At 53.3% G+C, this 24624-nt stretch carries 30 protein-coding genes, 1 pseudogene and 1 other annotated feature; of the genes and pseudogenes, 14 read left to right on the forward strand and 17 right to left on the reverse strand.

What is annotated here, in order from left to right:
• Positions 1-204: 204 nt before the first annotated feature.
• Entirely contained in the window at positions 205-927 is a 723-nt protein-coding gene (locus tag G364_RS0103085) for a Crp/Fnr family transcriptional regulator (RefSeq protein ID WP_019933684.1), read from the forward strand.
• Positions 928-987: 60 nt separating this feature from the next.
• Here the strand turns inward: G364_RS0103085 and G364_RS0103090 are convergent, their stop codons facing one another.
• The 6 genes from G364_RS0103090 to G364_RS17465 all read right to left on the reverse strand — a co-directional run bounded on the left by G364_RS0103090 (position 988) and on the right by G364_RS17465 (position 3741).
• On the reverse strand, positions 988-1836 hold the full coding sequence (locus tag G364_RS0103090) for a BON domain-containing protein (RefSeq protein ID WP_019933685.1): 849 nt from the start codon (positions 1834-1836) through the stop codon (positions 988-990).
• A 164-nt stretch (positions 1837-2000) separates the two neighbouring features.
• Positions 2001-2162, reverse strand: a complete 162-nt coding sequence (locus G364_RS17125; protein ID WP_019933686.1) for a hypothetical protein — start codon at positions 2160-2162, stop codon at positions 2001-2003.
• A gap of 223 nt (positions 2163-2385) precedes the next feature.
• On the reverse strand, positions 2386-2574 hold the full coding sequence (locus G364_RS0103100) for a Thivi_2564 family membrane protein (protein ID WP_019933687.1): 189 nt from the start codon (positions 2572-2574) through the stop codon (positions 2386-2388).
• Positions 2575-2639: 65 nt separating this feature from the next.
• Complete coding sequence (locus G364_RS0103105) at positions 2640-3200, reverse strand: lipid-binding SYLF domain-containing protein (protein ID WP_019933688.1); 561 nt, start codon at positions 3198-3200, stop codon at positions 2640-2642.
• Positions 3201-3278: 78 nt separating this feature from the next.
• Positions 3279-3431 carry a DUF3309 family protein gene (locus tag G364_RS16955; protein WP_019933689.1) on the reverse strand — a complete coding sequence of 51 codons (153 nt, stop codon included), beginning with the start codon at positions 3429-3431 and terminating at the stop codon, positions 3279-3281.
• A 184-nt stretch (positions 3432-3615) separates the two neighbouring features.
• The gene (locus tag G364_RS17465; RefSeq protein ID WP_019933690.1) at positions 3616-3741 is read right to left on the reverse strand and encodes a hypothetical protein; all 126 of its coding nucleotides are present in this window, start codon (positions 3739-3741) and stop codon (positions 3616-3618) included.
• A gap of 74 nt (positions 3742-3815) precedes the next feature.
• Here G364_RS17465 and G364_RS16255 point away from each other — a divergent pair, with 74 nt between their 5' ends.
• The 10 genes from G364_RS16255 to hisIE all read left to right on the forward strand — a co-directional run bounded on the left by G364_RS16255 (position 3816) and on the right by hisIE (position 11980).
• Positions 3816-4190 (forward strand): high-potential iron-sulfur protein, encoded by a 375-nt coding sequence (locus tag G364_RS16255; protein WP_019933691.1) that lies wholly within the window; start codon positions 3816-3818, stop codon positions 4188-4190.
• Positions 4191-4263: 73 nt separating this feature from the next.
• The gene (locus G364_RS0103125) at positions 4264-4467 is read left to right on the forward strand and encodes a CsbD family protein (RefSeq protein ID WP_019933692.1); all 204 of its coding nucleotides are present in this window, start codon (positions 4264-4266) and stop codon (positions 4465-4467) included.
• A 351-nt stretch (positions 4468-4818) separates the two neighbouring features.
• Positions 4819-4941, forward strand: a sequence feature (His leader region).
• Positions 4942-4982: 41 nt separating this feature from the next.
• The gene (gene hisG, locus G364_RS0103130; protein WP_026344652.1) at positions 4983-5879 is read left to right on the forward strand and encodes an ATP phosphoribosyltransferase; all 897 of its coding nucleotides are present in this window, start codon (positions 4983-4985) and stop codon (positions 5877-5879) included.
• 2 nt (positions 5880-5881) lie between these two features.
• Positions 5882-7174, forward strand: a complete 1293-nt coding sequence (hisD, locus tag G364_RS0103135) for a histidinol dehydrogenase (protein WP_019933694.1) — start codon at positions 5882-5884, stop codon at positions 7172-7174.
• Positions 7171-8229 carry a histidinol-phosphate transaminase gene (gene hisC, locus G364_RS0103140; protein ID WP_019933695.1) on the forward strand — a complete coding sequence of 353 codons (1059 nt, stop codon included), beginning with the start codon at positions 7171-7173 and terminating at the stop codon, positions 8227-8229. Before hisD ends, hisC begins: the two co-directional genes overlap by 4 nt.
• The gene (gene hisB / locus G364_RS0103145) at positions 8230-9300 is read left to right on the forward strand and encodes a bifunctional histidinol-phosphatase/imidazoleglycerol-phosphate dehydratase HisB (protein WP_019933696.1); all 1071 of its coding nucleotides are present in this window, start codon (positions 8230-8232) and stop codon (positions 9298-9300) included.
• Complete coding sequence (hisH, locus tag G364_RS0103150) at positions 9297-9887, forward strand: imidazole glycerol phosphate synthase subunit HisH (RefSeq protein WP_019933697.1); 591 nt, start codon at positions 9297-9299, stop codon at positions 9885-9887. The genes hisB and hisH overlap by 4 nt, the downstream gene beginning before the upstream one ends.
• Positions 9887-10624, forward strand: a complete 738-nt coding sequence (gene hisA, locus G364_RS0103155) for a 1-(5-phosphoribosyl)-5-[(5-phosphoribosylamino)methylideneamino]imidazole-4-carboxamide isomerase (protein WP_019933698.1) — start codon at positions 9887-9889, stop codon at positions 10622-10624. The genes hisH and hisA overlap by 1 nt, the downstream gene beginning before the upstream one ends.
• Positions 10606-11379, forward strand: a complete 774-nt coding sequence (gene hisF / locus G364_RS0103160; RefSeq protein WP_019933699.1) for an imidazole glycerol phosphate synthase subunit HisF — start codon at positions 10606-10608, stop codon at positions 11377-11379. The genes hisA and hisF overlap by 19 nt, the downstream gene beginning before the upstream one ends.
• On the forward strand, positions 11372-11980 hold the full coding sequence (gene hisIE, locus G364_RS0103165) for a bifunctional phosphoribosyl-AMP cyclohydrolase/phosphoribosyl-ATP diphosphatase HisIE (RefSeq protein WP_019933700.1): 609 nt from the start codon (positions 11372-11374) through the stop codon (positions 11978-11980). The genes hisF and hisIE overlap by 8 nt, the downstream gene beginning before the upstream one ends.
• A 339-nt stretch (positions 11981-12319) precedes the next feature.
• Here hisIE and G364_RS0103170 read toward each other — a convergent pair whose 3' ends face one another.
• The 3 genes from G364_RS0103170 to G364_RS0103180 are packed head-to-tail and all read right to left on the reverse strand — an operon-like array spanning position 12320 to position 14996.
• The gene (locus G364_RS0103170; RefSeq protein WP_019933701.1) at positions 12320-12730 is read right to left on the reverse strand and encodes a GNAT family N-acetyltransferase; all 411 of its coding nucleotides are present in this window, start codon (positions 12728-12730) and stop codon (positions 12320-12322) included.
• Positions 12731-12732: 2 nt separating this feature from the next.
• The gene (locus tag G364_RS0103175) at positions 12733-13653 is read right to left on the reverse strand and encodes a M14 family metallopeptidase (protein ID WP_019933702.1); all 921 of its coding nucleotides are present in this window, start codon (positions 13651-13653) and stop codon (positions 12733-12735) included.
• A gap of 56 nt (positions 13654-13709) precedes the next feature.
• Positions 13710-14996, reverse strand: coding sequence for a DKNYY domain-containing protein (locus G364_RS0103180; protein ID WP_019933703.1), 1287 nt, complete (start codon positions 14994-14996; stop codon positions 13710-13712).
• A gap of 91 nt (positions 14997-15087) precedes the next feature.
• Here G364_RS0103180 and G364_RS0103185 point away from each other — a divergent pair, with 91 nt between their 5' ends.
• Genes G364_RS0103185 through G364_RS0103195 form a run of 3 tightly spaced genes read left to right on the forward strand, consistent with a single transcriptional unit; the run spans position 15088 to position 18043 of the window.
• On the forward strand, positions 15088-15621 hold the full coding sequence (locus G364_RS0103185) for a hypothetical protein (protein WP_019933704.1): 534 nt from the start codon (positions 15088-15090) through the stop codon (positions 15619-15621).
• Between the two features lie 13 nt (positions 15622-15634).
• Entirely contained in the window at positions 15635-17152 is a 1518-nt protein-coding gene (locus G364_RS0103190; RefSeq protein WP_019933705.1) for a molybdopterin-dependent oxidoreductase, read from the forward strand.
• Positions 17153-17179: 27 nt separating this feature from the next.
• Positions 17180-18043 carry a hypothetical protein gene (locus G364_RS0103195; RefSeq protein ID WP_019933706.1) on the forward strand — a complete coding sequence of 288 codons (864 nt, stop codon included), beginning with the start codon at positions 17180-17182 and terminating at the stop codon, positions 18041-18043.
• Positions 18044-18197: 154 nt separating this feature from the next.
• Here G364_RS0103195 and G364_RS0103200 read toward each other — a convergent pair whose 3' ends face one another.
• The 8 genes and pseudogenes from G364_RS0103200 to G364_RS0103235 all read right to left on the reverse strand — a co-directional run bounded on the left by G364_RS0103200 (position 18198) and on the right by G364_RS0103235 (position 24612).
• On the reverse strand, positions 18198-18581 hold the full coding sequence (locus G364_RS0103200; protein ID WP_169336642.1) for a hypothetical protein: 384 nt from the start codon (positions 18579-18581) through the stop codon (positions 18198-18200).
• A 980-nt stretch (positions 18582-19561) separates the two neighbouring features.
• Positions 19562-20639 (reverse strand): annotated as a pseudogene (locus G364_RS16970) (IS3 family transposase).
• Between the two features lie 109 nt (positions 20640-20748).
• Positions 20749-21780 carry an IS630 family transposase gene (locus G364_RS0103215; protein WP_026344653.1) on the reverse strand — a complete coding sequence of 344 codons (1032 nt, stop codon included), beginning with the start codon at positions 21778-21780 and terminating at the stop codon, positions 20749-20751.
• Positions 21781-21884: 104 nt separating this feature from the next.
• On the reverse strand, positions 21885-22277 hold the full coding sequence (locus G364_RS17130; protein ID WP_156816424.1) for a hypothetical protein: 393 nt from the start codon (positions 22275-22277) through the stop codon (positions 21885-21887).
• A 74-nt stretch (positions 22278-22351) separates the two neighbouring features.
• The gene (locus tag G364_RS0103225; protein WP_019933712.1) at positions 22352-22612 is read right to left on the reverse strand and encodes a hypothetical protein; all 261 of its coding nucleotides are present in this window, start codon (positions 22610-22612) and stop codon (positions 22352-22354) included.
• A 114-nt stretch (positions 22613-22726) separates the two neighbouring features.
• Positions 22727-23278: a hypothetical protein gene (locus G364_RS17135; RefSeq protein WP_156816425.1), complete on the reverse strand. Its 552-nt coding sequence runs from the start codon at positions 23276-23278 to the stop codon at positions 22727-22729.
• Between the two features lie 117 nt (positions 23279-23395).
• Complete coding sequence (locus G364_RS0103230; RefSeq protein ID WP_019933713.1) at positions 23396-23749, reverse strand: hypothetical protein; 354 nt, start codon at positions 23747-23749, stop codon at positions 23396-23398.
• A 116-nt stretch (positions 23750-23865) separates the two neighbouring features.
• Complete coding sequence (locus G364_RS0103235) at positions 23866-24612, reverse strand: alpha/beta hydrolase (protein WP_019933714.1); 747 nt, start codon at positions 24610-24612, stop codon at positions 23866-23868.
• Positions 24613-24624 lie beyond the last annotated feature (12 nt).

Below are 24624 nucleotides of genomic sequence, written 5' to 3' on the forward strand. Positions count from 1 at the left end.
TGAGTGAACGTCCCGGTACGGCGTCAAAGCCGGCTAAAGGGAGCTCACCCATCCCTGTGGGCAAATGCACAAATACGTAGTGAATATTCTCGCACAGATTCAAACGGGCAAGAAGTGTTCAGCACCTCGTGAGGCAACATTGCGCTATTCTCTGTTTACAACAAAACTAAATAGTCAACAGCTGTCGATCTCATGGAGGCTGAGATGTCCAACTCACCCACCCCTGCGCAGAATCATCTGCTGTCCGCCTTACCCGACGAAGTCAAGGAGCGCCTGTTTCCCTTTCTCGAGTTGGTGTCGCTGCCATTGGGAAAGGTCTTGTATGAATCAGGAAGTCAACTGCGTTACGTCTACTTTCCCACCGATGCCATCATTTCGCTGCTCTATGTAATGCAGGACGGCGCATCGGCAGAGATCTCGGTGGTTGGTAACGAGGGAATCATTGGTATTGCCGTCTTTATGGGGGGCGAAAGTACTCCCAGCCGGGCACTGGTGCAAAGCGCCGGCCACGCCTACCGGCTGGCCAGCGTGCGACTCAAGGAAGAATTCAATCGTGATGCGACCATGCGGTTGCTGATGCTGCGCTACACCCAGGCACTGATCACCCAGATGGCCCAGACGGCAGTATGCAACCGCCATCATTCGGTCGATCAGCAGCTATGCCGCTGGCTGCTGCTGTCTCTGGATCGGTTGCCGGATAACCGCCTGACCATGACCCAGGAGCTGATAGCCAACATGCTGGGGGTACGCCGGGAAGGGGTCACCATTGCCGCCGGCAAGCTGCAGCAGCTCGGTGTTATCGAGTACCATCGCGGCCATATCACTGTGCTGGACCGCACCAAGCTGGAACAACTCAGCTGCGAATGCTACGCCGTGGTCAAGAAGGAAACCGACCGGCTGCTGGCCATGTCGCCGACCAGCTCATAAAAAAACCGCCGTGCCCCTAACCGGATTGCACGACGGCACCCTGACCAGCGCGTCAGGAGATTAAAAAGTGAGCGCCTTGGCCTCAACACTCTTGACCCCACGTATATTCTGGGCATGTTCGATGGCCAGCGCTCGTTCTGCGCCACTGTGTACCTTGCCACTGAGATGGACCACGCCGTCTTCCGTGGTAACCGCTATATCGGAGCTGCTGACATTGCTGGAATACATAAAGGTCGCCTTCACCTTCATGGTGATCCAGCTGTCGGACATCCCGTGCCCGGCCCCTTTTCCCGTCTCTTTGGGCTTATTTTTGGTGATATTCGGTTCTATCCGCAGCTGGTTGTCCACGCCCTGCACGCCGCGGGTGCTCGCGGCCTGCCTCTCGGCGAATTCCCTGGCTTCGGCGCTGCCGGCCGCCCCCTTCAGTGTGACCTTGCCTCTTTCGGTTGTCACTTCCACGGCCAGGCCGTCGGCATGCTTGCTCCACAACAGCTTAGACTTGACCGCCGCGGTCATGGAGACGTCATCGACCCGCTCGCCATAACTGCGCCCGCCGGTCGGCGCCGGCAGCGCATAACCTGCCTTCACCTGGATATCGTTGTTAACGGAGGTGATCCCCTCCACCCCCAGGGCAATCTCCTCGGCCAGCTCTTTATTGACGGCCTCGTCCACCACGCCGGTAAGGGTCGCCTCGCCGTCTTGAACCACCACCAGCAGATCGTTGGCCCGCAAATAGGGGCTCAGGATATAAGTGGTCCAAATCTGGGTTTCCATCCTGATATCAGACATTTCATAGGGCCGGGTCTGGGTTTGTGCGCCGAGCGAAGCACTGAAAACGGCGAGCAGCAGTAACCCGCCCAGCGCCATCATTACTTTCAACTGCTGATACTGTATATGGAAAATATGCATAGCCTTTCTCCGGAATAAACCAATACGAAAGCCTGTGTTCCGCTACCGGACCCGGCCACGCCGCTGAGGCGGCATGGCCGGGGTTAACGATCGCAGGGCGTTATCATCCGCTCCGTCCATGGACTGGTACCGCCCTGCGACCTCGAGCCCCTTTTTATCGGCCTCTACTTCTTGGCTTCGGGGCGTTGCGGCTTGGGCTCTTGCTGGCCCTGCGCTTTACGGGGTTCTTGTTGCTCTTCGCCCAGTTTGCGCTGTTGCTGGGGATCCTGGGGAGCCGTTTTTTTGCCGGGCTGCTCGGGTTGGTTGGGTTTGTGTGACTTGTCCATAATAACCTCGGAGTGTTAACCGTCCGCGAAATTGCGGGCTGGCTACAAGGTAACAATGACAGGGAATCGGTACGGCGTCGGTACGTTGTCGCGCATAACGGGAAATACTTGCTGAACTGCATCTGATGAATGTAAAGGATGGGTTGGCAGGCCAGGGACGAGGAAAATGCCCCCGGGGCCTGATGACCCCAAGGACGCATGTTAATTTTACTCTTCGATCGCCTCAGCCGACACGTATGCCGTCCAGGGCGCCCAGAACGCCGAACGCCTGCAACAGCCAGATGACCACGGCAATAACGACAACGATATTAAGGATATTTTTGATCTTTCGATCCATGGGTATGTAAGCGTTAACCAGCCAAAGCAGAACACCCACCACAATCAGCACGATAACCAGGTTAATAAGCGGCATGAGGACTCTCCTGTGAGATAAATCCGGTATAACCTGTTGGTAGAAAAACTACCATCAGGGCCAGTCTACCGATTGATACGAGAAATCTTGGTGCCTTCTATGCTGAGCCCCGCCATCAGTCCCTGCTGGCTGAAAATAAACGCATAGGCATCATGTTGCAGCGACGAGGTCGACAGGTTTTTTGCGACCCCTTCGTCCACCACCACCACGGTGGGACCAACACCCAGCTCCCAGCCTTGGGTATCTTCAACATAGCGCACTGCCTCCTCGGTCATCAGAAACACTGCATAGCCATAGGTCTGGGCGCCAATCTGCAGACCCCAGGATCCGGAAACCGAATTGTAGTAATCGACGGTCGAGTCACCTTTTATCAGCACGCCTTCACCATAGCTGCCGCCAAACACCAGCCCCGCCTTCACCATATTCGGGAATACCAGTACCCCCTTGGCCGTGTGCGAAAAGCTCTCGGCGATAGGTTCGGTGCGATACAGGGTCTGCAGCGCCTGACGGGAATCCCTGTCCAGATCATCCGCAGTGGCCGCGACGGCCTGATTATTCACCGCCGGCAGGACGAAGAGAGCCGTCGCCAGGATGAACGCGAACACATTGCGTTGTAAGCTGTACATAATCATTACTCCTTCACATAACATCCTCCACCGTCACGAGCCATAACGATGGCTTCTTCAGTGGCGTAGTGCTTGCGGTCAGATCCGCCCCAGCAACAGCAACACCACCACAATAACCAGCACAACCCCCAGTACCCCGCTCGGAGCGAAGCCCCAATTACGGCTGTAAGGCCAGGTTGGAATAGCGCCGATCAACAGCAAGACCAGCAGAATTAACAGAATGGTACCCATAGCGATGCCTCCCGACAGGTGACCAACAAGGATGTCGGCAGATGCCGAACCCCGTTTGCGGGCGCAGCGACGGACATTGCCTGCCACGCCGTTCGGGTGATACCGATAACAGAACGACCAGCATGGCACTCGGTCATCATCACCTGACTCCCACTTTACTCTCACTGAAAACATCGTCTGTTCGTTAGCGCACACGGACCGCCAGACCTGTTTCGATGCTATGTACGCCATCGCACAGACAGCCCCCAACCGGATGAATAATCTTGTACTTGGCGGCGTCGACCATGTTGACCATGGCGATGTCGTACATGCGGTACCACCGTCATGACGAACACGGGAAACCGCACTTGGAACTCGACCGGCCGCACCGCCACAGGAGGCGATATGAACCGGAATTGCACCCACCTTCACCGCACAGGGGCGACACACAACGTCGGGGGCAAGGCCCAGGCCGCCGAAGACCCGGGCCGCAGGAAAGTCTTGCGTGGCGCTCTGGTCATGGGCTGCAGCCTGTTGATCCCCGTCGCCCTGGTGGGCTGTGAACCCAAACCGGAGATCCCGTCCCGGGGGGCGGACGACACCCCCGCCACTCCCCAGGCGGCCAAGGTTCCGCAGGCCAGTGTGCAATATCAAGTCCATCCCAACGAAGGCAGACAGTGCAGCCAGTGCCAGCACTTTATCGCCGAGTCAAGCAGTTGCCGGTTAGTGGCTGGCAACATCAGTAATACCGGTTGGTGTAGCCTGTGGACCGCGGCTTGAAGCGGCATGGTTACCCCCTCGGCCTTGCCGGCCATGGTACCGGCGGGCTCATCCATCAATACAGGAGTGACATATGAACTGGGATATCGTGGAAGGCAACTGGAAGCAGTTTAAGGGCAAGGTCCAGACGCAATGGGGCAAGCTGACCGACGATCAACTCGACGTTATTGCCGGCAAACGCGAAGAGCTGGCGGGCAAGCTCCAGGAAGCCTACGGCATCAGCAAGGATGAAGCCGAACAGCAGATCAAGGACTTTGAAGAGCAAAACAAAGACTGAGCTAAACAGTACCGTCCCGGGCCTCCCCGGGACAATAAGCCCCAAACCACTCAGCCCCGCATCCATTTATGGGAACGGTTAATGAGGGCCACCGCCGCTGGGATCAAATTCAATATTCAACGCTATAAGTACCCGCCAGAGCAGAGTAAAATCACTATAAATAACAATGACGCGGAGCATATCTCCAAAATCCTATCGCTCAGTCCCTGCTCCGCCATAAGACCACCCTCGTCCTCCGTCAAGTTTCTCCGATTACGGGGTTGGCAAAGTCTCCCCAGCTTGCTAATGTAAACGCAGATCATTTGAGATACTCAGGCTTATCCTTATTATGAACACCCTGCACATCGCCAAGCATCACCATCATCATCCACACTAGTCTTTCAGAACTTTTTTCTGGAAGACCTTGCGCTTGGCGGCTTCCAGCAGGACAGAATTTATGACCCCCGGAAGCTTGGCTTTCGGGGGTTTTTCGTTTTCAGGACTCACATCACCAACAAGGAACACAGCTTATGACTTTGGATAACACCCGTCTTCGTATTGCCATTCAGAAATCCGGCCGCCTGAGCAAGGAATGCCAGAAGCTGCTGAAAGGCTGTGGCGTTAAACTCAACATTCGTGAACAGCGCCTGATTGCTCACGCCGAAAACATGCCCATCGATCTGCTGCTGGTGCGCGACGATGACATTCCCGGTCTGGTGATGGACGGCGTGGTGGATCTGGGTGTGGTGGGTGAAAACGTGCTGGAAGAAACCCTGATGGAGCGCAAGGCCACCAATGAGCCCGCCGACTACACCGAGCTCAAGCGCCTGGACTTTGGCGGCTGCCGGCTGTCACTGGCAGTGGCTGATGACTTTGACTATCAGGGCCCCAAAAGCCTGGAAGGCAAACGTATTGCCACCTCCTACCCCTGGCTGCTGAAGCGCTTTATGGACCAGCAGGGCGTCAAGTTCAAAAGCGTAATGCTGAACGGCTCGGTCGAAGTGGCCCCCCGCGCCGGTGTGGCCGATGCCATCTGTGATCTGGTGTCGACCGGTGCCACCCTGGAAGCCAACGGCCTGGTGGAAGCGGACGTGATTTTCCGCTCCAAGGCGGTGCTTATTCAAAGCGGTGCCGAGCTGTCTGCCGGCAAACAGCAGATTATCGACAAGCTGCTGCCACGCATTCAGGGTCTGCAACAGGCCCGGGAAAGCAAATACATTATGCTGCACGCTCCCAAAGACAAGCTGGAAGCCGTGATTGATCTGCTGCCCGGTGCCGAGCGCCCCACCATTATGCAGCTGGCCGGCGACACCAATCAGGTGGCCATTCACATGGTGAGCAGCGAAGACATGTTCTGGGAAACCATGGAAGGTCTGAAGAGCCTGGGTGCCTCTTCCATTCTGGTGCTGCCCATTGAGAAGATGATGGAGTAAGTATGAAAACCCTGGACTGGAATCAACTGAGCGCGGCCGAGCAGGCCGCTGCCCTGCGCCGGCCGGCCCTTGAACAAAGTGGCCGCGAGGCTCAGGTGGCCGGCATTATCACGCGAGTGCGCGACGGTGGCGATGCCGCCCTGCTTGAGCTGACCCGCACTCTGGACAAGGCCGAACGCGACAGCCTTGAGCTGACGCAGGCCGAGATTGACGCCGCCGGCGCGCGCATCAGCGATGAGCTGAAAGCCGCCATTGAGCTGGCCATTGGCAATATTGAGCGTTTTCACAGCGCTCAGCTGCCCGAGCCGGTGATTCAGGACACGGCCCCGGGCGTGCGCTGCGAGCTGCACTATCAGCCCATCACTAATGTGGGCCTGTATGTGCCCGGCGGCAGCGCGCCGCTGGTGTCTACTGTGATGATGCTGGCCATTCCGGCGCGCCTGGCCGGTTGTGAGCGAGTGGTGCTGTGCTCACCGCCGCCCATCAATGATGCCATTGTCTACACCGCCGCCCGCTGTGGCGTGGACGCCATTTATACCCTTGGCGGCGCTCAGGCCATTGCCGCCATGGCCTATGGCAGCGAGACTGTGACCAAGGTGGACAAGATTTTCGGCCCCGGTAACGCCTGGGTGACCGAGGCCAAGCAGCAGGTCTCCGGGGATGTGGACGGTGCCGCCATCGACATGCCCGCCGGCCCGTCCGAGGTGCTGGTGATTGCCGATGAATTTGCCGACGCCGACTTTATTGCGTCCGACCTGTTGTCGCAGGCCGAGCACGGCCCCGACTCTCAGGTGATCCTGGTCACGCCAAGCCGGGATTTTGCCGGCAAGGTAGACGAAGCCCTGGAGCGCCAGCTGGCAGGGCTGTCCCGGGCTGAGATTGCCCGTCAGGCTCTGAGTGAAAGCCGCACCTTTATCTGCAACACCCTGGATGAGGCCGCTGCTATCTCCAATGCCTATGCCCCCGAGCATTTAATTGTGCAGACCGAGAACCCCCGCGCCCTGCTGCCCAAACTGAAAAATGCCGGCTCCATCTTTCTGGGTGCCTGGACGCCGGAGTCGGTGGGTGATTACGCCAGTGGCACCAACCACACCCTGCCCACCTATGGCTATGCCCGTACCTATTCCAGCCTGGGACTGGCGGACTATCAGCGCCGCTATACGGTGCAGGAGCTGAGCCCACAAGGCCTGCGCGCCATTGGTCCGGCTGTGGAGCTGCTGGCTGCCACCGAAACCCTGGATGCCCATAAAAATGCCGTGACCCTGCGCCTGGCAAAACTGGAGAAACAAGCATGAGCCTGACTCAACTGGCCCGCACCAAGGTGCAGGAGCTGACGCCCTATCAGTCGGCCCGCCGCATTGGCGGCCAGGGCCACATCTGGCTGAACGCCAACGAAGCTGCCGACAGCGGCCAGTTCAGCCTGAACTGTGAACGCCTGAACCGCTACCCCGAGTGCCAGCCGCCCCAGGTGATTGAGCGCTATGCCGCCTATGCCGGTGTTAACCCGGAGCAGGTGCTGGTCAGCCGCGGCGGTGACGAAGGCATTGAGCTGCTCATTCGCACTTTTTGTGAGCCAGGTAGCGATCGCATTCTGATCACCTCGCCCACCTATGGCATGTATGCCATCAGCGCCGAGACCAATGGCGTGCAGGTGGTGGATGTGCCCCTCACCCAGACTCGCCAGCCGGACTTTGACGGCATTATTGCGCGTCTGGATGAGGTCAAGATTGTGTTCCTGTGCTCCCCTAACAACCCCACCGGCGATCTGGTGGACAAGGCTGGTCTGGTACGGCTACTGAACGCCGCACAGGACAAGACGCTGGTGGTGGTGGACGAGGCCTACATTGAGTTCTGCCCCGCGCACAGTCAGGTTGAGTTGCTGAATGAATACAATAACCTGGTGATTATTCGCACCCTGTCCAAGGCCTTTGGTCTGGCGGGTATTCGCTGCGGCTTTACGCTGGCCAACCCGGAAGTGATTGGCCTGCTGCTGAAGGTAATTGCTCCTTACCCGGTGGCCGAGCCGGTGGCGCAAATTGCCGCTCAGGCCTTGAGCGAACAAGGTTTGGTGCTGATGCGTAGCCGAGTGGACGAGATTAACCGCATCAAGGAAGAGCTGGCCCAAGCGCTGCTGCAGCACAAACAGGTACGGGAAGTGTTTGCCCCCAACGGCAACTATTTGCTGGTGCGCTTCACACCCGGCAGCGAAATATTTGCCCGCATGAGCCGGGCCGGTATCATATTGCGCGACTTTGCAACCCGGCCGGGTCTGGCCGACTGCATTCGCATCACCATCGGCAGCCGTGCCGAAATGGACGCAGTACTCGATGTGCTGCACAAGGAGCAATAAGTGTCTAAGGAACGCATTCTTTTTATTGACCGTGATGGCACCATGGTGGAAGAGCCGCCGGTGGACAAACAGCTGGACCGGCTCGACAAGCTGGCCTTTCTGCCCAACGTCATTCCCGCCCTGCTGACCCTGCAAAATGCCGGCTACCGGCTGGTGATGGTCACCAACCAGGACGGGCTGGGCACCGACAGCTTCCCTCAGGAAGACTTTGACGCCCCCCACAATCTGATGATGCAGATCCTCACTTCTCAGGGCGTGCGCTTTGATGATGTGCTGATTTGCCCGCACTTTCAGCACGACGACTGCGCCTGCCGCAAGCCGCGCTTAGGCCTGGTAAAAGACTACCTGCAGCAGGGCAAAATCGACTTTACCGACTCCTGGGTGATTGGCGATCGTCAGACCGACATGCAGCTGGCCGAGAACATGGGGCTACCCGGCCTGCACTACGGCCATAACAATCTCGGCTGGAGCCAGATTGTAGAGCAGCTGACCAGCCGTGGCCGCACCGCCGAGGTGACCCGCACCACCAAAGAAACCGACATTCGCGTCAGTGTGGATCTGGATAACAGCGGCGGCAGCCAGATCAGCACCGGTCTGCACTTTTTTGACCATATGCTGGATCAGATTGCCACCCACGGCGGTTTTCGCCTGAACGTAAAAGTGGACGGTGATCTGCATATAGATGATCACCATACGGTGGAAGACACAGCACTGGCCCTGGGTGAAGCCATGCGCAAGGCACTGGGCAACAAACGCGGCATTGGCCGTTTTGGCTTTGTACTGCCCATGGACGAATGTGAAGCGGCGGTCACTCTGGATCTCTCGGGCCGCCCCTATATGAAATTTGAAGGCGAGTTCAAGCAGCCCAGGGCCGGCGACCTCACCGTGGAAATGGTGCCGCACTTCTTCCGCAGTTTAAGTGACAGCCTGGCCGCCAATATTCATCTCAAGGTGACCGGCGACAACACCCACCACATGGTGGAAAGCGTGTTCAAAAGCTTTGGCCGCGCCCTGCGTCAGGCACTAAAAGTGGAAGGTAATGAGCTGCCGTCCAGCAAGGGGGTTCTGTGAAAACAGTGATTATCGATACCGGCTGTGCCAACCTTTCCTCGGTGCGCTACGCCATTGAGCGCCTGGGCTACAACGTGACCGTCAGCCGCGACCCGGAAGTGGTGCTGGCCGCCGACAAGCTGCTGCTGCCCGGCGTGGGCACCGCCAAAGAGGCGATGAAAAACCTGGCCGAGCGCGGCCTGATTGAGCTGATTGATCAGCTGCACCAGCCGGTGCTGGGTATCTGCCTTGGCATGCAGATGCTGGTGAAGCACTCGGATGAGGGTGACGTGGACTGCCTGGGCAAGGTGGACGCGAATTGTGTGCACCTGGAAGGGGGTGAAGGCATCCGCCTGCCCCATATGGGCTGGAACCAAATCACCCCCATGCCGGAGCACCCGCTGTTCAAGGACATTCCCGAAGGCAGCTTCTTTTACTTTGTGCACTCCTACGCCGTGCCCGTGGGGGACTACACCCTGGCCACCTGCCAGCACGGCATGCCGTTCAGCGCCGCCATTGGTCAGGAAAACTTCTTTGGCGTGCAATTTCATCCGGAGCGCTCCGGTGCCGCCGGCGCACAACTGCTGAAAAACTTTCTGGAGCTGTAATGATTATTCCTGCAATAGACCTGATCAACGGTAAGGTAGTGCGGCTGTATCAGGGCGACTATGCGCAAAAAACCGAATACACCGCCTCGGCTCAGGAGCGTTTTGATCTGTATGTGGCCGAAGGGGCCACTCAGCTGCACCTGGTGGATCTGGACGGTGCCAAAAACAGCAGCGAACGCCAGCTTGGTGTGATCAAAAGCCTCATTGAAAACACCGCGGTGCCGGTACAGATTGGCGGCGGCATTCGCACCGAGCAGGACGTAAAAGACCTGCTCGATATCGGTGCCCAGCGGGTGGTGATTGGCTCCACCGCGGTGAAAAACCCGGAAATGGTGGCGGGCTGGATCAAACACTACGGCCCCGACCGCATTGTGCTGGCGCTCGACATTAACATTACCGCCAACGGCGAGAAGAAAGTCGCCATTGCCGGCTGGCAGGAAGACAGCGGCGTTACCATTGAATCCCTGCTGGAGCACTATCTGCCCGCGGGCCTGTGCCATGTGCTGTGCACCGATATCTCCAAGGACGGCACCCTCACCGGCTCCAATGTGGCGCTCTACCGTGAGCTGGCCGCCCGCTATCCCACCATTTTGTGGCAGGCTTCAGGCGGCATCGGCAACATCGACGACATAGACGCCCTAAAGGGTACCGGCGTGGCCGGCGTGATCCTCGGTCGCTCACTGCTGGAAGGCAAATTCACCGTCAAGGAGGCCATCGCATGCTGGCAAGACGCATAATTCCCTGCCTGGACGTGAAAGACGGCCAGGTGGTCAAAGGTGTGAAATTCCGCAACCACGAAATCATCGGCGATATCGTCCCGCTGGCGGAGCGTTATGCCGCCGAGGGGGCCGACGAGCTGGTGTTTTATGATATTACCGCTTCAAGTCAGGACCGCGTGGTAGACAAAAGCTGGGTAAGCCGGGTGGCGGAAGTGATCGACATTCCCTTCTGCGTGGCCGGTGGCATTAAATCCGTAGAAGACGCGGCGCGCATTCTGGAGTTTGGTGCCGATAAAATTTCCATCAACTCCCCTGCCCTCAGCAATCCGAAGCTTATCACACAACTGGCAGACACCTTTGGTGTGCAGTGCATCGTAGTGGGCATCGACTCCTACTTTGACGAAGCCACCGGCCAGTATCAGGTGCACCAGTTTACCGGTGATGAAAGCCGCACTCAGGTGACCCGCTGGAGCACCTTTGACTGGGTGCAGGAAGTACAGCAGCGCGGTGCCGGTGAAATTGTGCTGAACGTGATGAACCAGGACGGTGTGCGCCAGGGTTATGACATTGAGCAGCTGCTGAAAGTGCGTGCCATTTGTGATGTGCCGCTCATCGCCTCGGGCGGTGCCGGCGAAATGGTGCATTTTCGTGATGCGTTTCTGGAGGCCGACGTGGACGGCGCGCTGGCCGCCTCGGTGTTTCACAAGGGCATCATCAACATGGGTGAGCTCAAGCAGTATCTCAAGCAGGAAGGAGTGGTGATCCGTGATTGATGCCAACAAGCTGGACTGGAACAAGGTAGACGGCCTGATGCCGGTGATTGTGCAGGACAGCCACAGCGGCCGGGTATTAATGCTGGGCTATATGAACCAGGATGCGCTCGCCAAAACCCAGGAAACCGGCCAAGTGACCTTTTTCAGCCGCACCAAAAACCGGCTGTGGACCAAGGGCGAAAGCTCGGGCCATGTGCTCAAGCTGAAAGACATGTCCACCGACTGCGACAACGACACCCTGCTGGTGATGGCCGAGCCGGTGGGCCCCACCTGCCATCTGGGCACTGTGTCCTGCTTTAACGAGCAGCAGGCTCCGGCGCTGACCTTTTTCGCCGAGCTTGAACAGGTGATTGCCAGCCGCAAGGGAGCGGATCCCGCCTCCAGCTACACCGCCAGCCTGTATGCCAGCGGCACCAAGCGCATAGCGCAAAAGGTAGGTGAAGAAGGCGTGGAAACGGCACTGGCCGCCACAGTGCACGACAAGGACGAGTTGGTGAACGAATCCGCCGACCTGCTCTACCACCTTACCGTGCTGCTGCAGCAGGAAGGCCTGGAGCTGGCCGACGTCATGGCCAAACTCAAAGAGCGCCACAGCAAGTAACAATGTAGGCCGGGGGTCACGCCCGGCTTATCCGTAGGTTGGCGATGAGCGCAGCGAATCCCAACACTTCCCCGGGCCACCTGCAGAATCGTGCCATATCGTCGGGCACGGGGCACTACTTCACGACACGCTTCAAGCCCTTCCGTGGGTCGCTCGGCAAATGCCATCCATGGCATTTGATCGGTCGTGAAGTAGTGCCCCGCACCCTCCTCTATTCGTTTATGCGTCATCTGCAAACGAATAAACGTCATTCCTGCGAAGGCAGGAATCCATTCCTCAATCTACTCGGTGCATAAACAAAACTTCATACCCCGCCATTTTATGTAAAATAAAAACCCTTTAACCCTGCAAAATCCAGCTCATGCGGTAATACGCTACCCCGTGTTTATAAAACTGCTCCCCGTCCACCGTAAAGCCAAACCGCTGATAAAAGGCGATAGCCGAGGCCCGGGCATCAAACCAGAACACCCGTACGCCCCTTTCACGCAAATGCGCTATCAAAAACTCCAGCACCAGAGAGCCCGCCCCCTGCCCCTGGCACTCGGCTCTGGTGGCAAATTTGCGCAGCCGTGCGGTGTTACCATCAAAAAACACCGAGGCCACGCAAATCACCTCGCCGTTTTGGCGCACGCCAAAGTGCTCACCGGCATCGTCTCCCGGCACTCGGCAAAACGCCACTGGCTCGTTCGGCCAGAGCACCTTATGGCGTACCGGCAGCACCTCTTCAACGGTTAAGGCTTCAACCTGCACGTTTACTCAGTCACCTGGCGATGCGCCAGCGCATAATCCATGGCCGCACACACTGCCGCCACCTGAGCGGCATTGCACTGCTCGGGCGTGGCGCGGGGGCTGTCGGGGTAGACTTCCGTGGTGGTTTTGTAACGGGCGTTGGTCATGCCGGCACACAGGCCAAGTTTTGTGAGCGGATATTCAATCACGCCTTCGGCCACCACGGGTGAGCCGATGATTTCATTGTTGTCATCCGCCGGCGCAATGTGAGTGACCTTTTCCACCGCCGCGATCACCGCCTGCTGAAATTCAGGCTGCGGGTTCTCGCTGTCATCCACCAGATAAAAGCCATCGGGAATACCGCAAGGCTCATAAGGCTTGCCGTCCCGCGCTGCCAGCGCCGGGCGAAACTCGCTTTCATCGGTGTCCGTGGTCTCGTGCAGATCAATATGCAGCAATACGTGCTCCCGCAGCTGTGCCACCAGTTGCATGAGTGCCGCTGACTCCACTGCCGGGCTGTTTTTCCTGAATGAACGGTTCGGATCTACTGCGTTAGCATTCCAGCGATGAATACGCTCATAAGCCCAGGGGCTGACGCAGGATGCCACCAGCAAATTTACCCGGCCGGTATAACGCTCGCCGTGCTGCTCCACAAACTGCAGTGCCCCGTGCACCCCACTGGTTTCATAACCGTGCACGCCGCCAGTCACCAGCACCACCGGCAAACCCTTCTGCCACTGGTTGCGAATGGCCATCAGCGGAAAACGCTCATCGCCAACAGTCAGCTCGCCATATTGCTGCACCTCAAAACGAGAACCCAAGCGTTCAATGGCCGCAAGCACCTCATTCTTATAACTGCGCTGGCGGCGCTGCAGCGCCAGCCATTCGGCGCGCTCCGCCTCGCCCCAGGGTTGGCCGGGAGTACCAATGGGATATGTGCTCATGGTGTTTCTCCAAATTGTTATGCCGGCAGCATTGTATCAGAATGACACTCAGCCCCTTAATACTCCGCCATTTTTAAAACATACTCGCCCGCGTCATTTTCACCGGCATACAAATTATTTTTATATTCAAAGGTGGATGGCCTGGCATTCGTTACTCTGTGCTCCCCCCAATAGACATGGTTGGCATCTTTTGAAAAACGATTCGAGAGCACAGTAAAGGTCTCGGCATCGGCACCAGCAATGGCAGTGTTATAATAAAACACCTGATCATCTATGCGGACAAATGCCTTGTCATTCTCATCCAGAACGATAACCTCTTCTGGTTTCACACCGGTCAGCTTTTCACTTCTGGAATAAACCTCATTATTATAGGCGTAATAATCATTGGTAATATCAGACACATCGTCATGAGGAACCAATATCACCGTGGTTGCATTCAAATGCAGGGCCCGCCACTTCCATAGTTTTTTAAGCTCCTCGGCTTCAGAGCGGATCACTTCCGATGGCGTTCTATTGTCAACCAGGTTGCCATTATAATAAACATGGTGATTATCTTTTGAAATGGCATCGTTCATCACAGTGAAGCTGGCAGGATCACTGCCAGAAATGGGCGAGTTAAAGTAATAAGCCTGGTGTTTATCTTTTCTGTAATAAGGAGAGAGCACGGTAAAGCCCTCGGGCACCATGCCCGCAACAAGCTCGCCGTTGGCGTAAACATGGGCGGCATCTTTGGCGTATTCATCATCAATGATCTCAAAATGGTCGGCGTCATCACTGATCACTTTACCCAAATACAGCACCTGTTCACCATGCCTGATATAACGATCGTGCCCCCCGGAGATGGGAGCTGGCACTGCAGTGCGCGGAATTTTGGTGTCTATGTAATGATACAGATAATCTTTATCCATGGAGTAAGCGCCATAAAGGTAAGAGAAAGAATCAGCATTCGCGCCCTCAATCTGCTCACCATAACCAAAAACCTTGTTGTTACTGACAAGGTAATCCGCATCAATCGCTTTTGCCGAGTCGGGGCTCGCCCCTGCCACAGGCTGGCCGCTGTAATAGACATGATGGCTGTCTTTTGCGTAATGCTGGTTTATTACCGTAAAGCTATCAGGAGCGGCCCCTGCCACCTCTTTGCCTCCCACCTGAAAGAAGTTGCCATCCAGCACATAAATTACCTTGCCATCCTGCTGATAATACTGATTACTCAGCTTGCTGTTATAAGCAACCGCATTATATGAACCGGGACTGCTCACATATGATGAAAAAACAAACACCACCAGAAAATAGGCAACAACCAATAGCAGCAGTGTGATCCCTATCCATATAAACACTTTCATTATTCCATCCCATGAATTTTAATGGCGCTCATGATAACATAGTGTTAACTGACACCAACTGGTGATAAATAATTTTTGATGGAGGCAATGCATGGCAATGGAAGACGAAAACTCCCCCGCGCTGCGTGCCGGTGTGGACTTTCGTGGCACGCCAAACGCAACCCGGCCAGTGCTTGAACACATAACACCGGGTAACAAACGCGCTCCGTTTTTGCGCTACATTCGCATCAATCTGCCGCGCACCACCCGCCTGCTGCTGGTGGTCATTATTGCCGTGATCAGCAGCGCTTCCGCATTCGTTGCCTTATCCGGCCATGAGCCATTTCAATACGCAAACCAGGCACTGTGGAGTGTGTGCGGAACCGCTGCCCTGTTCGTGGCCGTGGGTTTACTCAGCTCTGTCCGCATCTGGAAATGGGGCCTGCCCATCGCGCTCTTTTCACTGCTTATCTACCTTGGCGGCCTGCTTGGCAATGCGCCCTATGTATGGAACGGGGCCAGTGTGGTTGCCGCCGCCATCTGGAACCTGACGCTGTTGGCTTCACTCGCTTACCTGGTGCTTTCCTGGGCACTGCACTACGGCATGATCGTTGCCGCTCCCGACAACCAACACTTTTTAGACTGACAAGGCTGTATCAATGGATCTCGGATTTCCGTGGTGGCTTCGTGTGGAGCACTTTCTCAACATCATCTTTATTTCGTTTCTGGTTCGCTCAGGCCTGGAAATTCTGGGTACCTACCCCAAGCTTTACCGCTCCCAGCACACGGTGCCCGGCTCAGCCTGGGCCAAATTTACCGTTCAGCAGGAGCCAAAGCACAAATACTACACAGTAGGCGGTGAAGACAGTGACTACTCCCCGCGCATATCGCTGCCCGGCCATCGCCAGCTGGGTCTGGGCCGTTACTGGCATTTCATCACAGTGACCGGCTTTGTGACCTGCTGGGTAATCTACTTTATATTGCTGCTGGTTACCGGCCAGTGGCGGCGCTACGTGCCCACCAGCTGGGACACCTTCACTCAGGCGGGCCACGATATGCTGGCCTATCTCGCTTTCACCATGCCCCACCCCGCCGATGGCATGGTGTTTAATGCCCTGCAGCAACTCTCTTACGGTTTTGTGGTGCTGATACTCACGCCTTTGGTCATTCTGACCGGTGCCTTTCAGTCTCCGGCCATTGCCAACCATTTTTCGCGCATTACCCGCCTGCTCGGCGGCCGCCAGGTGATCCGCAGCACGCACTTTCTGTGCCTGGTTGGCTATGTCGCCTTCTTTGCCGTGCACCTGCCGCTGGTGTTTCTTCACGGCTACCTGCACGAAACCTCCAAAATGGTGCTGGGCCACTCCAACAACCCGATTTTAGGCGGCGCTATTTTCACCCTCGGCCTTGCGCTTGTTATTGCGCTGCATGTGGTGGCCACCCGCTGGACCCTGGCGGACGGCCGCGCCGTAGAGAGATTGCATAACCGGATTGTGCGGCCATGGTCCAACCTGCTGTATAAACTGCCCGCGCGCATGCACTACGACCGCTCCAATATCACAGGTAAAGACGTGGGGCTGAAGAACGCCACACAAAACTTTCGTGGCAGCGGACGGCCACCCGAAACCCCCGAATACCTGGCGCTGATGGCCAACGGCTATGAAGACGACTACGTGCTTGAGATTGGCGGTTACGTAGAACGCCCCATGACCCTGACCATTGCGGATCTGCGCGAGCTGGCCGCAGGCCACTCTCAAACCACACTGCATCACTGTGTGCAGGGCTTCAGCTCCATCGGGCGCTGGCGTGGCATTGCCGTGGCTGATCTGCTGGATCTGGTTAAGCCCCTGCCCGGCGCCACCGATGTGGTGTACACCAGCTTTCAGAACATGGGCCGCGATGATGCCCTGTATGAGGGGGGAACCTACTACGAGTCCACCCCCATGGTGGAAGCGCGCATGCCCCAGACAATGATTGCCTTTGAGCTGAACGACGAAGGCGAGATCCCGGCGAAAAATGGCGCGCCGGTGCGGCTGCGTCTGGAAACCTCAACCGGATTTCGCAGCCTGAAGTGGCTGGAACGTATTGAGGTGGTTAACCGCTACGACATTATCATTGAAGGCCGCGGTGGCTACTTTGAGGACACCGACTTCTTCGACCGCAACCAGCTGATCTGACCGTTCGCGAATAAAGGAAAGAGTTTTATGACCCTGAAAAAAACACGCCCGCGCACGCAAGCCGAGCTGGATGCCTACATGGCCGCACGCCCCAGACCGGTGCGCAACACCTTTGACGGTATGTATCCGCTGCACCAGGATATGGAGCTGTCGGACGAGCAGGTACAAATAGTGCTGGACTACCTGCAAGAGGTGAACTTTCATCTGCCCGGTGCCGCGCCCCATGAGTTTCTTGTGGTGCGCTGGGCCCGTTACACCGGGTTTCAGTTTATGCAGGAAGATCTGGAAGCCTATGCCATTGGCCTGAGATGCACCCATCCAGGCATGGAAGATCAGCACACCTTTATTCGTATGTCCTGGGGCCAGCTGATGGGCGACCCTGATGCCGTTCGCCTGCCGGTGAACGAACCCGTGCTGGCAAGCGACATGATGACCCTCGCCCGCTATCGCGACACCCGCACCGGCCCGTCAAACACCGGCGTAAATGCCTATGGCGATGGCCCTGCACCCGGCACCGATTTTGACCTGAAGCTGCTGAACGGCGCACTGGATGACGTGATAGCGCAACACCAGACCGGCCAAGGGCGTGAAATCAACTCATGGTGGAACCCCGCCCTGAACTGGGGCGTGGCACTGGCAGGACGCTACCCGCGACTGAAATACTTTGAGCACAAGGGTCACCTGGATGAGAACACCCTGACTGCGTTGCACGCCTTTGAAGCACGGGCCGCAGAGGCAGAAACCGCCTTGCAGGCACTCGGCCTGGCCTTACCTGCAGCCGTGGCCGAGTCTGCGCTTAAACAGGCGGAAAAAGCAGAGCGCGGAAGCTTTACTCACAAACATCGTATTCGCAACCCACAGCCGCTCACACAAACAGAGAAAGACCGCTAGCATTCACACATTGAGCTGATACTGAAGATCTCTGGCTTCATCACCGGTCATGCCCCTGAACCTCCACTGATAGTGGTTGTTGCCCCTTGATGGTAATTTCCACATCAATCGGATTCAGCCCTATTTTATCTTCTCTTACACACAGAACCAAAAATCAAAAACAAAAATTAAGAAACTGTGTTTCTTTTACATCAACACTCTCTACCTCTGCAGCCTCATTTAAATAAACATCGATACGACATGCCTTCAAAAACTCAATCACATCTCCTATCATCATCCCTTTTTTAAGGGTTCGTCCAGATGAGTCATCAAACCACCAAAGTAAATCGGCAAACTGATTTTCTGTGAAATGCCAAGTAAAGACATTCGACTTCTTCAATGCAATCCGCTTTATTTGATTACTAGTCCGGGCTCTGTAAACAACCCTGTCATACTGTATCAGCTCGACATGAATAGGCTTATCATATGGATAGTGAATTGTCACCTGCGCAGGATAGAGATAAAGAAAAAGAACAATTACAACTGCAATAAATATCATCCTAACCATTAACGCCACATTCAAAAATAAAAAATAATTAATATCAACACATTCTGCGCAACACCCAAACCTTGTTTATACAGAGCGCCGTCATTTTATTCCCTGCTTAATTTCACACAGAAATATTTTAACACCAACCCCAATAACGCACCGTAAAATAAATAGGTCAACAAGTAAACAGACATTACCACTAGGCTCCACTCCTCACAATTTAATTCTCCTGTCCTTTCATAACAAAAATCAGAAAGCTGATGAACAAATGCATTGTAAAAAAAGTAAGCAGAAAAAATTATTGATGTGGCTAAAACTATCAAATCCCTTATCCCCCATACATGCTACTTATCCACCAACAACAGTCCGTTAAAGCGGGTGACATCCTCGTTTGTGATTTTCCTTGTTATATTTTATAGCGACGACTTAATGACTAATGTTCATCATTACACTTAAGTGATACATTAATTAATTTTTGTGTTTAGGCGACTCTAGAGACCATAGAAAAAACACGCTAACAAAGAAAATTATCAACGCTGATATCCTTAGGGCAATACCTATATCACTTACTAAATGTTCAAATGAAAATATAATCCCACTAAAAGCGGCCAAACCGTACAAAATTAATATTGAAAGAATTCTTACTCTATTAAGGCACTTGTTTTGCAAGTAATCTTGTTTAGAATACCCCCTTAAACAAAACACCAACAAAAAGCAAAAAAACACAACAAATGAATAACTTAGAAACAGAGTTGACATATTTTCAACCCCTCACTTGATTTAGCATCATCCAACTCACGTTTTGATAATTTATTTATCTTCATCATCAACGCACTCAAAATAACTAGGATCACCGTTAACATTCACTTCCACAATTAAGATATTCAATATTTGATACTTTATCATGCTCCGAAATAACGCCTACAGCAGAGGGAAACCGCAGCGCAGCGTAGGTGATGTTCACCCGATAAAACGGACACGCTCTTTCACTACGCCACCAAGGCTTCATATTCGACTGGACTCATATAATTCAGACTTGAGTGCAGTCGAAATCGATTATAAAAATGCTGGATGTATCCGGCCAGTTTATCCCGCAGATGCATCTCTCCATGAAAGCGGTTTTCTTTAATCAGCTCACCCTTCAGGGTATGGAAAAACGATTCCATCTCCGCGTTGTCAGTGCACATACCCGGCCGATTAGTACTGGCTCTGATCCCGTGTCGTTTCAGTAAGCGCTGTAACTCATGAGCACGATATTCGACTCCTCGGTCCGTATGGAAGATCAGACCAGGTTCCGGCCGGCGGTTTCTCAGCGCCATCTAAGAGATACCGTTTTACGCTTACCCAGTGACCATCCCACGGCACGGCGGAAATACAGGTGGATGACGGCGGCAAGATACAGCCAGCGAGAGCCGCCCCGGATGTAGGTCAGATCGGCTGCCCAATGTTGATTGGGAGCAGTCGTGGCTGGTCTTTACGTAGGTTTACCGATTTCTGATAAAAGCGGTGCAGGCCAGCCACCTTGCGATAAACCCGGGCGACGCGCTTTCAATCCGGCTTCCCGCATCAGCCGCTCAACACGCTTTCTGCCGACATGAATGCCTTGTCGCTTCAGGGCTTGGTTACGCTGGCTCGTTTTACGTTGCAGCCAAGCATAAAAGCCACTGGCAGACACCTTCAGAAGGCGACACAAACAACGTACACCATAGCGAGCACGGTGCTGAGCTACGAACCGGAACCGCGCTTGCGTTCCTCCGCGAGAAAACGTTGCCACTTTTTTAGCAGGTCGCTTTCCTCCTTCAGGTCAGCCACCTGCTTTTCCAGCTTTCGGATCCGTTCGTTTTCGCTCAGGACCTTCGGTTTACTCTCAGCTTTCCTGCGTTTGTCCGCCACGATCTTTCCTTCTCGATACTCTTTACGCCAGCGTGACAACATGAAGGGATGAATGTCCAGAGACTCCGCCACTCCCTTTACACTCGCTCCGCTCAGGTGCGTCAGCCTAATAGCTCTGACTTTGAATTCATTCGTGTACTGCCGAGTCTTCTTCTGGTTCTTGTACGCTGGCATTTCTCACCTCGTCTTCGTTTGACTGAGGTGTCCACTAAAACGGGGGAACTACAATGTCCGTTTGAATGCCTTGTTAGGTATATTAACTAAATAACTGATCCTAATAGTGCTACATTCTGGCTGTTCCATAACCACTCCCGGGAAATGGTGAAACCGTGTCCATAAAGTGTCTGACTCGTTTCAGCAGTGACACCATGCTATGGCACTGGTGATTACGGGTCACCGTTTCATGCAGCTTGTGCCACAGCAGCTCTATCTTGTTTATCCAGGGTGAGTAAACCGGCTGGAAGATAAGGATGAACTTGGGATTGTCTGCCAGCCAACTTTGAACCAGCCGGCTCTTGTAGATCACGTAGTTATCCAGGATCAGCGTGATGTTCCGCGCTCGTCGGTAGCGTCTCTGTAGCGTTTCCAGCAGCGAAATGAACAGGGCCGAGTTCTTTTTATAGCCTGCAACGTACGTCACCTGACCCGTTTTCGCATGTAGGGCCCCAGCCAGGTAGTGCTTTTCATTGATACCCGGTGTCACGACTTTCTTTTGCTGGCCTCGACGTGTCCAGTCCGCTCCCAGCTTGGGGTTCAGATCGATATCAACCTCGTCGGCGTAAAGCACAGGATTATCCTGGCAGCAGTCTATAAGTGCTTGTTTCACCTGCTCTACCTTGACGTCATAGTCCGGGTCCTTGATGCGCAAGGTTGGTACCACTCGACGCCAGACAATGCCTTCACGTGGCAGCCAGCGGCGAAGCGTGGAGGCCGCCATGTTGAGGCCCAGCAAGCGATTAACTTCGATGGCGAATAACTCAGTAGACCAGCGGCTGCGCTGGTAACCCAGGTCTTGCGGTGAAAACTGAATCAACATCTGGAGAACTCGAATAATATGTCGAACTGGCAAAGAAGGTGGTCGTGCAGGTCGCTGCGAACGTAACGCCTCAAGCCCGCCTTCGTGATACCAGTTGAGCCAACGGCCCAGTGTTGAGCGGGCGGCACCGGTCAGCTGGTGAATTTTTTTGAGCGTGTAGCCTTCGTAACGCAGCAGAATGGACATGACTCGACGGGCATGCTGCTTGTCGCGCGTGGTCTGAATAATCTTGTGCATTCGGCGTCGCTCTGGGCGAGGCAGGGATGGTAAGATCGGCATGAACTCAGTCCTTTGGGTGTTGTTTTTGGTTTTGTTTGGCGACTGATCAGATCGCACAAACTGGACTGAGTTCCCTTCCTCCAGTGATCTACTATTCGGAACAGCTATTTAGTATAAAAGAACTTGTTAATTATCATTACATGTAAATATGGAATGACAGACACCACCCCAAAAGAAAAAATAGAAAAAGGCGTTTCGGGTAAGTGTTTTTTTAATTCATTGCCGTTAAAAAATAGAACCAAAAAACCTACAAAAGTAATGACCAAGCCAATATGTGATAAATAAATAAAAGTTTTATCTATATTTATCACATCACCGACAACCGCTTTTATGATAATATAGATCAATGAAACCATACTTAAAATAGATAACACTAAAGTAATAAGGAATATCGGTTGTGAATTTGATAGAAAAAGAATTACAGCTAAAAACAATAAGGCAACTGTTGGTAATATTTCAACACAAAGTAGAATTTTATTTATAAGCAACACTTTCATTTTATACCTAACGCTTTACTCAGCCGCCGCTTTTAGGCGTGTGTGATTGGCCTTGTTATGTATTTTAGCTCCAGTCATTTGGCGCTTTTACCATCTTCAGGGCCTATAAAAATTGACATCCCTTCGGCCAAAATAGTTTGTTTCGCCTCTGTAAGAGCTGCCGATTCAGTCACGAATCCATCATTCCACACATAAGAATTTCCATGCTCACCCTCAAGTTCGAGAGCCCAATCTTTTTCACCTTCAAGCTGATAAATATGCACCGCAACAGTATGCCCTTTACTCGAAATAGATTGGGACAACGGGGATATTATTAGTTTAGGTTCTTCGCTCATATATCTCACTCTAATACAGCATGATTGTTTATACATAACGCCGCCAACACAGGCGAGCGTCAGCGAGTCCAGCCAGCTTGCTGGCGTGTGTGATTGGCCTTGTTATGTATTTTTCTAAAATTGGATTACAGGCTGCATTACACACCGGCAATGACTATCACATGTACAATTATTATTGATAAGTTCGTTGATGTTTTCATTTACTGATATTTCAACACCTTGTTGTAAACTACACCACTGGCAATCCCTACCATCACCGCAATTCATAAGAGTATATTTTTTGATGCCAGCAGACTTATATTCATTTAATGAGTCATCTCTATTTTTGGCAAAGGTGGCACGATAGTAAATTCTTGATAATATTTCTTTGGGATCTTTTTGTTTGACCCCATCACTTGTGAGAATACTAACCAACTCGTGAGTGATTGCTAGTCTTGCATTAATGCCAAGAAATTTCTTTTCCTCGGCTGTTAATTTATTTCCGGTCTTGTTTAAATTTGTAACATGGGTTAGGTGATCTAAAGCAGTTTTATGGCATTCAGATTTAATATAAGAACATACATCTAGCTCTTGTTGAAGATACACCTCAATAGGCCTTCCTATTACCTCTTCGTTACCACTAGAAGTGGTATCTCGCTTTATTAGCAATTTTAAGAATTTCAACATATCAGCGATTCTCACTCTTGTATTGCATAACGCCAAGCTAACCCGCACGAAACCTTGACATATACTTTTGCGAAGCAAAAATGCCAAGCGTGGATTGTGGTTAAGCGCTTTGTTATGCTATTTTTCATCGATCGATGAAGGCACATTGCAAGGCAAGGCCAATGGCACATCAAATTGGACTCGGTGAACTGCTTGAGTTTCGTCTGTGTTGGTTAACCCACCACCGAATGATAATACAGATAGTTTTGCCTTACCGCTGGCTTCTTGAGAACTAATGTCTTTCACTTGAATTGCAACATCAAACTTAATAATTTGCGCATCGGCGTTTGAGGAAAAGGGGGCAGAACCAATAATTTTATGTTCTTTGGCTGGGTTAACTGTCCCTCCCATATCATTTATTACCTCTGATGCATCTTCAACACCTTTAGTGATCTGAACTAAAGTTTCTTTGATGTACTCATCTAACTGCATTGATACCTACCGACTTCCTAATTAATGAATAAAATCTGGGAAAATAGCATAACGCCGCCAACACAGGCGAGCGTCAGCGAGTCCAGCCAGCTTGCTGGCGTTTGTGATTGGCCTTGTTAGGCTTTGCTCTGTTCGTTGCAGCCCACGCCACTTATATAACTTTTAACTAATCCTGCAATTTTTTCTTTCAACCAAGCAGGCCCATCGTCCGACATATCGTTGTGCTTTGACTCTGGTATTTCTATTACACAAATATCGTAATCAGTACTTTCCTGGACTGTCGGGAGCACACCGTCGTCTGCGGGGAAATCACTACCTCGTATAGATAAGATACTAATTTCTTTCTTTCGAGGTAAAGGTACGCGTCTGTGATCAAGAGTAATAATAGATTTTACATAGGGCTTATCTTTATTGCCAAGCCACGCAGAAATATCGCCACCGTTAGAGTGACCAACTAAAAGTAGCTCGTTAAATGCATAGTTGGGATAACGAGATTCAAGTTTATCCTTGAGAAAACTAAGTGTTATGGCTCCTCTAATCCAGTTTTCACTTCTGGTTTCAAAAAGGTTACCTTCAATTGAAAGTGAAGGATCTTCAGGCAACTCATGCCGTATAGCAACCACCATATATCCTAGCTCGGAAAGCTGCTCAGTTAAAAAAGTATACTTGGTATGAGCTACGCCATATCCCGCACTAAGGAATGCAACCGGACATTTATTTTCAACAGTGCAATTACTGATATCACTTGGATAGGATATTTCGACAGGGATTGTTCTATTTCGGCTTTTATCCTGAATTTCTTCAGCACTCACAGCGCCCACAACAAAAATGGAAACAGCTAAAATCGTTTTCAAATACTTCATTATTTCTCCTAG

The sequence above is a fragment of the Oceanimonas smirnovii ATCC BAA-899 genome (genome assembly GCF_000381965.1).
Taxonomy (GTDB): Bacteria; Pseudomonadota; Gammaproteobacteria; order Enterobacterales; family Aeromonadaceae; genus Oceanimonas; species Oceanimonas smirnovii.